We start from the raw sequence: 13,843 nt of genomic DNA, 5'->3' as shown, positions 1-13,843 counted from the left end.
AAATCCGTCGCTTCAGCAGATCAATCCGTTGTTTCGCTTTCATACCGTCGCTCCGGGGATTCATACCGTCACTCGGCCTGTTTTATCCGTCGCTTCGGCAGATCAATCCGTCGTTTCGCTTTCATACCGTCGCTCCGTGGGTTCTTCCCGTCACATGGCTTGTTGAATCCGTCGCTTCAGCAGATCAATCCGTCGTTTCATTTTCATACCGTCGCTCCGTCGTTTCAATCCGTCACATGGCCTGTTAAATCCGTCGCTCTGACAGGTCTATCCGTCGTTTCGCTTTTATACCGTCGCCGGGGTTCTTACCGTCACTCGGCCTGTTTTATCCGCCGCTTCAGCAGATCAATCCGTCGTTTCATTTTCATACGTCGCTCGGTCGTTTAAATCCGTCGCTTCATTTTCATACCGTCGCTCTAGCGGTTCAATCAGCCCCCCTGTAGATAAATCCGCCCTCCGGGAAAACGCTCAATGAAAACGCAACTCCACCGCTTATTTCGTCGAAAAGACATACTTTATCTAATATGAAATCTTAAGATATGTTATAGTAAGGTTTTCAATTCTATCCAAGACAGTCGTTTTTTCAACCGAAACTGTATTTTGGCACGTCATGGGCAATAAAAAATGTTATGATAGGTGTAGTTTTGTGAAAAACTTGATTTTAGTAAAGGAGCCGGGAAAATGTCATCTGCTTCTTATTTAACTGTAAAAGCATTAACAAAATATATTAAACGGAAATTTGATGCTGATCCGCATTTACGTGAAGTCTATGTAAAGGGAGAGCTATCCAATGTCAAAATTCATCAATCAGGGCATATTTATTTTACATTAAAGGATGATGGAGCACGAATTGCGGCTACCATGTTTAAAACAGCAGCCACAAAATTAGCGTTTGAACCAAAGGAAGGTATGCAAGTATTTATCCGTGGAGATGTAAACGTTTATGAAGGCTACGGTACATATCAATTATATGTACAGGAAATGCAACCAGATGGAATAGGTAGTTTGTTTGTTGCCTTTAACCAACTGAAAGAGCAGTTACAACAAGAAGGGCTTTTTAAACCTGAGTGGAAACAACCAATTCCAAGGTTTCCAGAAAAAATCGGTGTTTTAACGTCGACAACAGGCGCTGCCATTCGAGATATCTGTACTACATTAAAGAGACGCTATCCACTTGCTGAAGTTTTTATTTATCCAACCCTTGTACAGGGAGTGCAAGCAGCGCCGAATATTGTTCAAAATATTGAACGAGCAAATAACGATGCGAGTTGCGATGTACTGATTGTAGGGCGTGGCGGTGGATCGATTGAGGATTTATGGGCTTTTAATGAGGAAGCTGTTGCACGAGCGATTTTTGGAAGCCGTATCCCTATTGTTAGCGCAGTAGGTCATGAAACCGATACGACTATCGCGGATTATGTAGCTGATTTGCGCGCTCCGACACCAACTGCAGCGGCTGAAATGGCTGTACCTGATCAACAAGAATTATTTCAACGGGTGCTTACACAAAAATCACAACTGCATCAAATCGTAAGAGCGCAACTTATGGCAGAACGCCAGCGTCTAAATAAGCTCCAACAATCTTATCCGTTGTCAATGCCAGAACGCCTATATCGACCATTTACTGAAAGGCTAGCACAACTTGAAACGGGATTACAAAAAGCCATGCAGGTCGATTTGATGAAGAAAACAGCGCGGTTTCAACAACTACATAGTGCGGTAGAGCAGCACTCGCCCAAAAAGGCATTAGCTTTCCATCAACGAGAGCTAGAAACTCACGTCCAACAATTAACTCGTGCTGCAACTCATTATGTAACGAAACAAAAACAACAATTTGAAGCAACTGTCAGAACTTTAGAAGCATTAAATCCACTTGCCATTTTAACAAGGGGCTTTACGGTAGCTTATAAAGATAATCAAATGTTAAAATCAGCAGTTGATGTAAAGCCGCAGGATCAATTAACACTTTCCTTCCATGATGGAAAGGTTATTGCAGATGTGGTTAAGATCTTGCCGAAAAATGAGGGGGAATAATTGTGGCAGAGAAACAACAAACTTTCGCAGATGCAATGACGGCACTTGAGGAAATTGTCCGTCAGTTAGAGCAAGGTGATGTACCTTTAGAAAATGCGATTGATTTATATAAACAAGGTATGGAGCTATCACAATTTTGCCATAGCAAACTGCAACATGCTGAGGAGCAGTTAATTTCTATTGTCCAAGAGACAGGTGAGACTACGGCATTTGATCCACTAAAGGGAGAGAACTAAAAAATGAACGAGCAATTAAAACATTTTATTGAAAGCAACATACCTCAAGTTGAAGCTGAAATGTTTGCACTAGTTGAGAAAATTGATGCACCGGCCAATTTAAAAGAATCCATGCTTTATTCATTAAAAGCTGGAGGTAAACGTATTCGCCCACTTTTCGTATTGGCTGTTCTTGAACTTTACAATAAGGATTTGAAGGATGGTTTAACGGTAGGATCTGTAGTTGAAGTTATCCATACGTATTCATTAATCCATGATGATTTACCAAGTATGGATAATGATGATTTCCGTAGAGGAAAGCCAACAAATCATAAAGTTTATGGTGAAGCATTAGCGACACTTGCAGGCGATGCATTGAATACACTTGCGTTTGGCATTTTAGCACGCATGGATGTATCAGCTGAAAAACGTATTGAATTAGTCAATCTGTTAAGTAAAGCAGCTGGTGCAGAAGGTATGGTTGGGGGTCAAGTACTCGATATGGAAGGTGAGAAGCGTCAGTTAAACATAACTGAGCTTGAGCATGTCCATATCAATAAAACGGGCGCTCTTTTACGATTTAGTATTGAAGCGGGAGCAGTTTTAGCTGATGTAATGCAAGAAGAACGCGAAACTTTAAAGGAATATGCGCATCATATCGGTCTTGCCTTCCAAATTCAAGATGATATTTTAGATATTGAGGGTACTACAGAAGAACTAGGTAAAACTGCAGGTAAAGATGTAGCAAGTGATAAAAGCACATACCCAGCTCTATTATCTTTAGATGGGGCAAAAGAAAAGCTTGCTGAGCATTATCAGCATGCCATTAACGCACTAGATAAATTGGAAGTGGATGCCAGCTTATTACGTGAGTTTGCAGCCTATATTGTACATCGTAAAAACTAGGGGAAAAACAAGGCGTTAAAGGGACATAATATGCTAGAATAGGTGAAGGCGTTTGCCAATGTGCAAACAATAAAGTGTTCGTACTTTTAGCATATTAATAACACTGTTATAATAGTGGAAACACAATTACGGTGAATAATTTATTGAAAAGGTGTGTGAGAAAGGTGGATTTAAATAATATAACTAGTCCAGCCTTTTTAAAAAACTTAGATAAGAAGGGTCTTGAGCGACTTGCACAAGAAATTCGTACCTTCTTAATCGAAAAATGTTCTGTCACGGGTGGTCATATCGGACCGAACCTAGGTGTTGTGGAGCTAACGATTATGCTCCATAAAATGTTTGACAGTCCACAAGATAAGTTTTTATGGGATGTTGGCCACCAAGCTTACGTGCATAAAATTTTGACAGGTCGTGCAAATCAATTTGATACATTACGTCAGTTCAAAGGGCTTTGTGGTTTTCCAAAGCGTGTGGAGAGTGAACATGATGAGTGGGAGACAGGTCATAGCTCGACATCTTTGTCAGGAGCCATGGGTATGGCAGCAGCGCGAGATATCAAAAAAGAAAAGAGCTTCGTGATACCAATTATTGGAGATGGAGCTTTAACAGGCGGTATGGCGCTGGAGGCATTAAACCATATCGGCCATGCTAAAACAAATATGATTGTCATTTTAAACGATAATGAAATGTCAATCGCTCCAAACGTCGGAGCTCTACACAGTGTACTGGGGCGTCTTCGTACAGCTAAAGAATATTCAAAAGCTAAAGAAGAGCTAGAATCGCTCATTAATAAGATCCCGGTGCTAGGCGGTAAGCTTGCTACAACTGCAGAGCGCTTAAAGGATAGCTTAAAATATTTAGTAGTATCAGGTGTGTTCTTTGAGGAGCTAGGCTTTAAATATCTTGGTCCGATTGATGGACATGATTTCGATGCTCTTGAGTCAACATTATCACAAGCTAAAAAAGTGAAAGGGCCAGTGCTCGTTCATGTCATTACGAAAAAAGGTAAAGGTTATAAACCTGCTGAAGACGATACAATTGGTAATTGGCATGGGACAGGTCCGTATAAAATTGAAAACGGTGCCTTTGTAAAGTCCGAGGTGAAAGGTCCAGCGTGGAGTAGCCTGATTGCTGAGACTGTCCGCAAAATTGCTCATGAGGATAAACGTGTTGTCACGATTACGCCAGCAATGCCAGTAGGTTCAAAATTACAAGGGATTCAAAAGGATTTCCCAGAACGTTTCTTTGATGTAGGGATTGCTGAACAACATGCAGCAACGATGGCGGCAGGTTTAGCGACACAAAACATGAAGCCGTTTTTAGCCATTTACTCAACATTCCTGCAACGTGCCTATGACCAAGTACTACATGATATTGCACGTCCAAATTTAAATGTCTTTATAGGAATTGACCGTGCAGGCTTAGTTGGCGCGGACGGTGAAACACATCAAGGCGTATTTGATATTGCATTCCTTCGTCATATACCAAATATGACAATTATGATGCCAAAAGATGAAAATGAAGGTCAGCATATGGTGAAAACAGCCATTGACTACGATGGTGGTCCAATTGCATTACGCTATCCTCGAGGCAATGGTATAGGCGTTCCGTTAGATGATGAGCTTATGGCGTTACCAATTGGTAGCTGGGAAGTGTTACGTGAAGGGAAAGATGCAACGATTTTAACCTTTGGTACGACGATTTCTATGGCAATGGAAGCAGCCAATATTTTAGCGCAGCAAGGTGTTGAGATAGAAGTAGTCAATGCACGTTTCATTAAACCAATGGATGAGGATATGCTTCACCGTATATTAACAAGCCGAAAGCCAATATTGACGATTGAAGAGGCGGTACTACAAGGTGGTTTTGGTAGTGGTGTATTAGAATTTGCCCATGACCATGGCTATTTAAGTGCAATAATTGATCGTATGGGAATCCCTGATCATTTTATTGAGCATGGTAATGTAGATCAGCTTCTCGCTGAAATTCATATGACGGCTGAGGATACAGTGGCACGTCTGCATGTGTTACTTCAACAAAAACAGCAAGTAGGTTTAAATAAATAATGACAAAACAACCAAAAGAACGTGTAGACATTTTACTTGTAGAGCGTGGACTATGCGAAACACGAGAAAAAGCAAAGCGCTCTATTATGGCAGGGCTTGTTTTTTCTAATGAAACTCGCATCGATAAGGCGGGGGAAAAAATTGCTATAGATGCACCACTACAAGTAAAAGGCTCTGATTTAAAATATGTTAGTCGTGGCGGCTTGAAGCTTGAAAAGGCGCTACAAATTTTTGATATGTCTGTAGAGGGGAAGCTAATGCTTGACATTGGCTCCTCTACAGGAGGATTTACAGATTGCGCATTACAGCATGGTGCAAGACATTGCTATGCATTAGATGTTGGTTCTAACCAACTAGCATGGAAGATCCGTTCTGATGAACGTGTAACTGTCATGGAAAAAACAAATTTCCGCTATACGACAGCGCCAGATTTAACAGAGGGCTTGCCAGACTTTGCTACAATTGATGTTAGCTTTATTTCACTATCGCTTATTTTACCTGTCTTAAAAACTTTGTTAATGCCAGGTGGCGATGTAATGGCATTAGTGAAGCCTCAGTTTGAAGCTGGGAAAGAGAATGTCGGTAAAAAAGGCATTGTTCGTGATAAAAAAGTACATTTAGAAGTTTTAGAAAAAACTGCTGCAATGGCGACAGAGGTTGGCTTTGTCGTTAAGGATGCTTCGTTTTCACCAATTACAGGGGGCGAGGGAAATATTGAATTTTTATTCCATTTAGTGAATCCTATCGGTGATGAAGAAATTCCTGCATATACAGCTTTTAATGCACTCGTTGAAGAAGCGCATAGTGCACTAAAATAACACGTGCTCATTTACAGAGCCGTGTTTTTTCTTGTGCTTTTATGTTTAAAATGGTAGTGTAAATATACAAATATTCAACTATTTATAAGAGGTGACCGACATGAATAAAGGACAGAGGCATATACGAATTCGGGATATTATTGCCAATCATGAAATTGAAACACAAGATGATTTAGTCGATTTTTTAAAGGATGCAGGCTATAATGTGACACAAGCAACAGTATCACGTGATATTAAAGAGCTTCATCTTGTGAAAGTACCTTTGCAGGATGGACGCTATAAATATAGCTTGCCCGCAGACCAACGTTTCAATCCAATACAAAAATTACACCGTGCGTTAGCCGATGCTTTTGTCAGCATTGATGGTGCATCACACTTTTTAGTTATGAAGGCTCTTCCTGGTAATGCCAATGCTATTGCATCACTACTTGACCATTTAGATTGGCCTGAAATTTTAGGTACTATTTCTGGAGACGATACTATTTTAATTATTTGTCGTAACGAAGATGAGCGTGAAAATACAAAAAATCGCTTATTAGAAATGCTGTAAAATAGCAGGGTAATTTGATACAGAGGTGACAATTTGTGTTAAGAGAGCTTAGTATTCGAAACTTTGCCATCATTGAGGATTTAACAGTTAGTTTTTTAGATGGTTTAACAGTTTTAACAGGTGAAACGGGTGCAGGAAAATCAATTATTATCGATGCCGTGCATTTACTTGCTGGTGGCCGAGGCAATTCCGAATTTATTCGTCATGGAGCTAAAAAGGCTGAATTAGGTGGTTTATTTCAAATTTCAAGTTCGGGGCATCCTGTTTATAAGAAACTTGAAGAGGCAGGCATAGAAATAGAAGAAGATACCATTATTTTGCGCCGTGATTTAAATGATACTGGAAAAAGTGTTTGTCGAGTAAACGGAAAACTTGTGCCGTTGTCTGTACTACGTGATATTGGGTCTAGCCTTATCGATATTCATGGACAGCATGAAAATCAAGAACTTATGGATGAGAAACAGCATATTTATTTACTTGACCATTTTGCTGAGGAACAACTGACACCTATTCAAAATTTGTACAGTTCTCAATACGAAGAATATCGTTCATTAAAAAAAGAATTAGCTTCGATTTCGATTGACGAACAGTTAATGGCACAACGTATTGATTTGTACCAATTCCAAATGAAAGAGCTAGAGGATGCCAATTTAAAACTTGGCGAGGAAGATGAGTTACTGGATGAACGTCGCCGTTTAATGAATTTCAATAAGATTTTCGAACGCTCGAGTGCGGCATATGAAGCTATTCAGGGTGATTCTAAAGGCCTTGACTGGATTGGCAATGCGATGGGTGCATTAGAGGATGCTGCGACAATTGACGAGCAATTTAAAGAAGCTTCAGAATCTGTCACGACTGCCTTTTATGCATTACAGGATGCTGCTTACCAGGTCAAAAATGTATTGGATGAATTAGAATTTGATCCGGCTCGATTAAATGAAGTTGAGCAACGTTTAGCCTTAATACAAAATTTGAAACGTAAATATGGTTCAACAGTTGAAGAAATATTAGCGTATTACGATAAAATTAAAACAGAGTTAAATGAGCTTTTAAATCGAGACGAAATTTTACAAGTAAAAGAACGAAAAGTATCGGAAATGGAAGCAGTATTAAATGAACTTGCTGCAGAACTTTCTACTGTTCGAAAGGACGCTGCACATAATTTAAGTGAAGCTATTATGGCCGAACTACGTGAATTACATATGGAAAAAGCAAAATTCATTGTTAATTTTGATGAATTGCCTTACTTTGATGCAAATGGGAAAGACCAAGTAATTTTTTATATTTCTACGAATGTAGGCGAGCCGCCAAAATCTTTACCGAAAATTGCTTCTGGTGGAGAATTATCGCGTATGATGCTTGCGTTAAAGACGATTTTCTCATCCTCAAATGGCATAACATCTATTATATTTGATGAGGTAGATACTGGTGTAAGTGGTCGTGTAGCACAAGCAATCGCAGAAAAAATTGCTGCAATATCTGTTAATTCTCAAGTTTTATGTATTTCGCATTTACCGCAAGTGGCTGCGATGGCCGATCATCACTATTTTATTAAAAAAGAAGTCGAGCATGATCGAACATTTACGTCATTGCTGGAAATAGATACGAACGCTCGTATTGAAGAAATCAGTCGCATGATGTCTGGAGCGGAAATTACAGATTTAACTTTGCAACACGCCACAGAGCTCTTAAAAATGGCGAATGCACGAAAAAAACAAATGAGATAGCAAAAGAATCCAGAAACACTGTTGTTTCTGGGTTTTTTCTTTTTGCGCAAATATTTACCGCTTATAAGAACGCCACAAAAACACATAGTAAAAAGACAAAAATAAAAAGGAGGTGTCGTATGTATCGTCGTTGGCGTCAATTTGTCATTTTGCCTATGCTCATCGTTTTATTATTCATGCCCGTAAAGGCTTTTGCCGCAAAAAAGCTAATTCCGATGGGCGAAGCAATTGGTATTCAACTTCAGCTATCACATGTATTTGTAGCACATGATGTGCTGTTAGCTTCCAATCAGTGGATGAAAGGAGGCGCTGTAATTGAAAAAATAAATGATATTACAGTAAAAACACTTGTAGATGCCAAAAAAGCTGTTGCTCGGCAAGGACAACAGAAATGGACGATAAAAAGTGAAGGAAAAGAAATGACACTTGATTTACAGGAGCAAGAAGCAGAACATGTTATTTCCTTTCTAAAAGATGAAACAGATGGAGTAGGAACATTGACATACATTGATCCAGAGACAAAAAATTACGGTGCATTAGGCCACCAAATCGTTGATTCAACGTTACAAGAAGCCCCTATTTTCCATGCTGGCTCCATTTTTTTAGCTTCGATTCAACAAATTCGTAAAAGCATACCTGGTCAGCCTGGCTATAAAATATCCTCCATTGAAAAACAACATAATCGATTAGGAAGTATCGATAAAAATACAGTTTATGGAATTTTCGGCCGTTGGGAAGACGGTTATCAACAAAGTTTGCCTAAAGCAATTGAAATTATGCATGAAAAGGATATAAAAACAGGGAAGGCTGAAATCTATACTGCAATTGAGGGCAGTAAGGTAGAAACTTTTTCAATTGAAATTACCAAGGTTGAAAATGAACGCCTTGAATTTATAGTAACTGACAAAAAACTCATTGAAAAAACAGGTGGTATTTTGCAGGGGATGAGTGGCAGTCCTATCATTCAAGACGGTCGTTTTGTAGGTGCGGTTACACATATGTTTGTGGAGGAGCCAAAAAAGGGAGCAGCGCTTACAGTAGCAGAAATGTTAAAAAAATCATCTTAAACGAAGGAGCTGCCAAAAAGGTAGCTCCATTCTTTCATAAAAATATTTTGTTCATCAAGTATTTCGTTTATTTATGAAGCGATTAGCGACACTTTAAAAAAACTGTAGTTTTATCTCCGTTTTTTCACTAAAATAAAGGATATAAGCATTCGAAGCTTTGCAGGTATTTATCATAACTTGTCGATATAAAAAGAAAGTATCGGACTACATACTCATTTTTGGAAATTGAAAAGGTTTTTAAAACAAAAATGTCGAAAATTCCAAAGTGTGCAAAAATTGCATTAGGGGATAGGTGACGCTTTGGGGTAATTCAAAGCACAGTTCAAAAGGAGGAATTTAAATGACAAAGGTTAAAGTAGCGATTGCAGATGATAATCGTGAGTTGTTAAAAACGATGGAGCAGTATTTTCAAGGGCATCCTGAAATTGAAATAATTGCAACTGCTTCAAACGGGAAAATTTGTTTACAAATGCTAGAAGAATTCACACCAGATATTTTGCTACTAGATATAATAATGCCGCATCTTGATGGGTTAGCTGTTTTAGAGTCGATGTATCAAAATGAACGAATGTCATCAATTCAAGTGATAATGTTAACTGCTTTTGGCCAAGAAGATGTGATGAAACAGGCTGTAGACTTAGGTGCATCCTATTTCATGCTAAAGCCATTTGAATTTGATCAATTGGTTCAAAAGATCTTACATTGTGCTGGGCAGAAGGCTACACTTCCTAAAAAGACAAGTGTTTTACAACCAGCGGCACCTCAAAAATTGAATCAACATCAATTAGATAGCACGATTACAGCGATTATTAAAGAAATCGGCGTTCCTGCTCATATTAAAGGTTACTCTTATTTGCGAGAAGCTATCCAAATGGTGTTCGAAGATATCGAGTTATTAGGCTCTGTGACGAAAATTTTATATCCAGAAATTGCTAAAAAGTTCAATACAACGCCATCACGAGTTGAACGTGCAATTCGTCATGCCATTGAAGTCGCGTGGAATCGTGGCAATTATGAATCGATTTCGTCGATGTTTGGATACACGGTACATCATTTAAAATCGAAGCCGACAAATAGTGAATTCATCGCCATGATTGCAGACAAGATTCGCATTGATATGATGGCGAGTTAAGCCGAAGGGATTAAGCAAAATAGAGGTTAATATATTATAAATTTATTTACCGATCAATGACTTTTTGAACCTTTAAATATAAGCGGGTAAGTATTAACGCACACTCATTTGTTGAGTTTACGGAAATTCGATTGATGGAGGTGTGTTTTTTTGCGAATTATACAAGGGTTTGAAAGTATTCTTTAACTTTTTTAAATCTTAACTTGAGATAACAGTTAATCCAATGTAAACAGTAGAACAGATTAAGCCAAAGCATAAACAGAAAAAACTGCTTCCAAATTAAATTAATGCTTGGTGCTTACAATCTTACAAATTTCAAAACAAAATCAAAATCTATTCTTGTCAAAAATACTAAGTAAGGACATAAAATAAAAAATATCAGTCGTTTTAAGACGTTGGATACAACTTTGAGATAGAAATTTCAAATTCATCATATCTATTTCCTACAAGCAGAGGAACAAGATTATTATGTAATAATTTTGAAGCTACAGTGAGAGTTTAAGTGTTGGTTTATCTATTTATCCAAATTTAACTACGAAATAACGTTGCGAATGTTACCTCATTGAAGAAAATTGTGATTTTGTGTATATCGCAACCTAATTTTGAGCTAATTGTTTAACTGATCCAGTGAGCCACTTTACCCTGTCTGTCTTTTCCGGAAGAACACCTCGGCTAGTGGCGGGCATGATACCCTGGTGCGGGTTAAATTACTGATACAACGGCTTGAATTATGCCCGTATTTAAAGCCCACAGAAAAATATGCTGTGAAATTTAACTTGTCCACTGAAATGGACTGACTGTTCAATTGTGAAGTGGCTCACTTTTCATTTACGAAATACAATTTTGCAACGTTGAGTAGAATTAGAAAGCTTTGAGATTGTGAAAACAGTTAAAATTGAAAGCGATAAAGTACAGGACAAAAAACTGTATAGATAACTCGACTAAGCGAGTATAAACAGGCATTAGGCTTAGTGCGTTCTCATATTGTCCTAGTGACGATGTGAGAAATTGCTATGGAAAATAATAGAAAATCATTGAATAAAAAAGTCGTTAGTGCAGGGAACACTAACGACTTTTTAATAAATATAACTACTGTAAAGCAAGCAAAAAGCGTACACACCAATGTAAAGCTATTTTCAGCATATTCGAAAAAAGATTCAATGTCTAGATTTATCTAAGTGTGCTAATTTTCGGTAGTCGAACGTGAAAGTCTAGTAAAATGTTTTCAAACTAAACTTGACAGGTTTGTACAATAGCATAAGTAATAATTATCGTTTGGACTCTATGTAAGCGTTCCTTGTTTCTGGTCAGGAGTGGAGGTCTGAGTGGCTAAGCTACGCTACGCAGAACACATCATACAATATAATGTAAATATGTTCCATAAAAATAGTGGGATAAGTATTTCAGGCTAGCTAATTGGAATTATCGGGGGCAGAAGCGGATAGTAGATGTGTAGAACTGAAATTCAGGTTTAAGCAGGGTAAAAGTAAAAGATACGGGTTCAACGAATGTGGATTAATGGAGCTATGAAGTGTGTCTGCCTTTTTCCTTGAAGTATATTTATAGATTTCTTGAAAATAAGGCAGTTACTTTTGAACGATTGACAAGCATTAAAATAATCTTAGGGCGTAAATGTGTACTAAATTGGTACAGTATTTAGACCCTAGTCTATAAGAAATGTACCAATTCGGAACAGTTTTTGGATAAGAGCGTCTAAAAAGTATACTTAATTGGGACACATTATAACAAGTTTAAAGAAAGAAACTATTGTAAAGAAATAAATAGGGTTAAAGAAAAAACTATTGACGGGCTTGCGTCCTAGTTTACTTGCATAGATTAATTTTGATTGAACAAATGAGTTTTATGGATTTCCAAAATATATTCTTTATTACAAGACGATAAAAACGAAATTAAGTCAGAAGGAGAGCAGTTAATTCTAGTGATTCGATGGCGAGGATGAGTACCATTCTCTCGGGGGAAGTAGTGTAAGTACCTATTTTGTAGATGTTTTTTTTATAAAAAAAGTATTACTAATATTTTTGTGATAATAATATTTTGATAATTAATTTCGGGAAAAGAGTTGGTGAAATAATATATAATGAGAACTAGAGAACGATAATTACGATAAATTAAAAGGAGTATTTTTAATGGATTTAAAACAAAAAATTGAACAACACAAATTAGGCAAATATGACTTAGCAACAGAGCTGATAAGCATGGGCGCAAATATTAAATATGATTTGTCCTTTCATTTGGTGACAAAGTATATGTACAGTTACATGAAGACGAAACGAAAAGCAAAGGCAGAAGTTGCAGAGGATTATATAGCAATCTATATCAATTCGCTACAACAACGATACGCAAAGTATGTGTACAAAAAGTATCTGTCAAATATTGAGAGAACACATGATGGCATGAAAGCCACAGACTATATTTATTACTATTTGTCACAGATTGGCGAGTATTATCACGTTGATGACTTTGATAAGATACCTGATAAATTGTTGAAGCAAGTAGAACATGAAGAGTTTTATGAGTGCTTTAACGACATATTAAGGGTATTACCGTATGTCAAAAAAGAAAAAGCTGAAAAGATTGCTGAGACAGTTGAGCCTTTAAAAAGAGTGTTAAATGAAATTATCCCTAAAGTCGATACAACGAAAACGGACAAAGAGATTGTAAAGTATATCAATCATGGTATTAACAAAAAAATATATCGTGAGATTGCTAAAGCAACAGGTACTAGAGAGTTTAATATAGATGGAGAACGTTATTTTATCAATCAAAGTGATATGAAGTTACTCAAGAATCAAACAAACTTTCGTAAAATATTTAAATTTGATTTCTTAAATTTGTCGGAAAGGCAAAAGGAATTTACAAATGGGTTGCTAAATCACTTGCAACTGGCTTTGGACAGCAAGCTGACAGATGTATTTACATTTAACCAAAATGGCGAAATTATCGATTTTAACAAACGCCACTTTGCTAGATTGATGGGGCTGGAGGAAAGCAACTTCAAAAAAAGATTAAAGCGTGTTCAGGATAAGTATGACTCTTGGAGATGACCTGAATTCAAAAGTCACACTTTTCGCGTATAAACTGTTCCTTATAAGAGGAGAATTTTCCTCTTGAATTTTTGATTTGTTGAGGTTTTACTAGAGCCTTAGTATAATTTCGGTAATAATCAAAAAATTGATAACTACTGAACGTATTTATCACCATTGTTTGAGGGCTACTAATTGTAGTCCTTTTTTATTGGTCATTATTCAAATCTTTAACTGAGCATGTTCATATTATCTATTGAATGAGTGACAGCTTGGAACACGAC

At 37.5% G+C, this 13,843-nt stretch carries 10 protein-coding genes; all 10 read left to right on the top strand.

What is annotated here, in order from left to right; genetic code table 11:
- The first annotated feature begins 681 nt into the window (after positions 1–681).
- The 10 genes from xseA to MY533_RS13550 all read left to right on the top strand — a co-directional run bounded on the left by xseA (position 682) and on the right by MY533_RS13550 (position 13,580).
- Positions 682–2,034 carry an exodeoxyribonuclease VII large subunit gene (gene xseA, locus MY533_RS13595; protein WP_248716393.1) on the top strand — a complete coding sequence of 451 codons (1,353 nt, stop codon included), beginning with the start codon at positions 682–684 and terminating at the stop codon, positions 2,032–2,034.
- A gap of 2 nt (positions 2,035–2,036) precedes the next feature.
- Positions 2,037–2,270, top strand: a complete 234-nt coding sequence (gene xseB / locus MY533_RS13590) for an exodeoxyribonuclease VII small subunit (RefSeq protein WP_053483717.1) — start codon at positions 2,037–2,039, stop codon at positions 2,268–2,270.
- A gap of 3 nt (positions 2,271–2,273) precedes the next feature.
- Positions 2,274–3,155, top strand: coding sequence for a polyprenyl synthetase family protein (locus MY533_RS13585; protein WP_248716392.1), 882 nt, complete (start codon positions 2,274–2,276; stop codon positions 3,153–3,155).
- Positions 3,156–3,319: 164 nt separating this feature from the next.
- Positions 3,320–5,221, top strand: a complete 1,902-nt coding sequence (gene dxs / locus MY533_RS13580) for a 1-deoxy-D-xylulose-5-phosphate synthase (protein WP_248716391.1) — start codon at positions 3,320–3,322, stop codon at positions 5,219–5,221.
- On the top strand, positions 5,221–6,039 hold the full coding sequence (locus MY533_RS13575) for a TlyA family RNA methyltransferase (RefSeq protein ID WP_248716390.1): 819 nt from the start codon (positions 5,221–5,223) through the stop codon (positions 6,037–6,039). Before dxs ends, MY533_RS13575 begins: the two co-directional genes overlap by 1 nt.
- A 100-nt stretch (positions 6,040–6,139) precedes the next feature.
- The gene (gene ahrC, locus MY533_RS13570; protein ID WP_079561797.1) at positions 6,140–6,589 is read left to right on the top strand and encodes a transcriptional regulator AhrC/ArgR; all 450 of its coding nucleotides are present in this window, start codon (positions 6,140–6,142) and stop codon (positions 6,587–6,589) included.
- Between the two features lie 35 nt (positions 6,590–6,624).
- The gene (gene recN / locus MY533_RS13565) at positions 6,625–8,316 is read left to right on the top strand and encodes a DNA repair protein RecN (RefSeq protein WP_248716389.1); all 1,692 of its coding nucleotides are present in this window, start codon (positions 6,625–6,627) and stop codon (positions 8,314–8,316) included.
- Positions 8,317–8,435: 119 nt separating this feature from the next.
- Positions 8,436–9,383 (top strand): SpoIVB peptidase S55 domain-containing protein, encoded by a 948-nt coding sequence (locus tag MY533_RS13560; RefSeq protein WP_132356657.1) that lies wholly within the window; start codon positions 8,436–8,438, stop codon positions 9,381–9,383.
- A 340-nt stretch (positions 9,384–9,723) separates the two neighbouring features.
- Positions 9,724–10,515: a sporulation transcription factor Spo0A gene (gene spo0A / locus MY533_RS13555; protein WP_132356656.1), complete on the top strand. Its 792-nt coding sequence runs from the start codon at positions 9,724–9,726 to the stop codon at positions 10,513–10,515.
- Positions 10,516–12,662: 2,147 nt separating this feature from the next.
- Positions 12,663–13,580: a hypothetical protein gene (locus tag MY533_RS13550; RefSeq protein WP_248716388.1), complete on the top strand. Its 918-nt coding sequence runs from the start codon at positions 12,663–12,665 to the stop codon at positions 13,578–13,580.
- Positions 13,581–13,843 lie beyond the last annotated feature (263 nt).

It is taken from the genome of Lysinibacillus sp. Ag94, from assembly GCF_023242215.1.
Lineage (GTDB): Bacteria > Bacillota > Bacilli > Bacillales_A > Planococcaceae > Lysinibacillus.
The sequence above is the reverse complement of the archived record's forward strand: the minus strand, read 5'-3'. Positions and strand labels throughout refer to the sequence as shown.

Coding starts and splice junctions, on each gene's coding strand:
- xseA (WP_248716393.1), top strand. CDS start 682: ATGTCATCTGCTTCTTATTTAACTGTAAAAGCATTAACAAAATATATT.
- ahrC (WP_079561797.1), top strand. CDS start 6,140: ATGAATAAAGGACAGAGGCATATACGAATTCGGGATATTATTGCCAAT.
- MY533_RS13575 (WP_248716390.1), top strand. CDS start 5,221: ATGACAAAACAACCAAAAGAACGTGTAGACATTTTACTTGTAGAGCGT.
- MY533_RS13550 (WP_248716388.1), top strand. CDS start 12,663: ATGGATTTAAAACAAAAAATTGAACAACACAAATTAGGCAAATATGAC.
- MY533_RS13585 (WP_248716392.1), top strand. CDS start 2,274: ATGAACGAGCAATTAAAACATTTTATTGAAAGCAACATACCTCAAGTT.
- MY533_RS13560 (WP_132356657.1), top strand. CDS start 8,436: ATGTATCGTCGTTGGCGTCAATTTGTCATTTTGCCTATGCTCATCGTT.
- spo0A (WP_132356656.1), top strand. CDS start 9,724: ATGACAAAGGTTAAAGTAGCGATTGCAGATGATAATCGTGAGTTGTTA.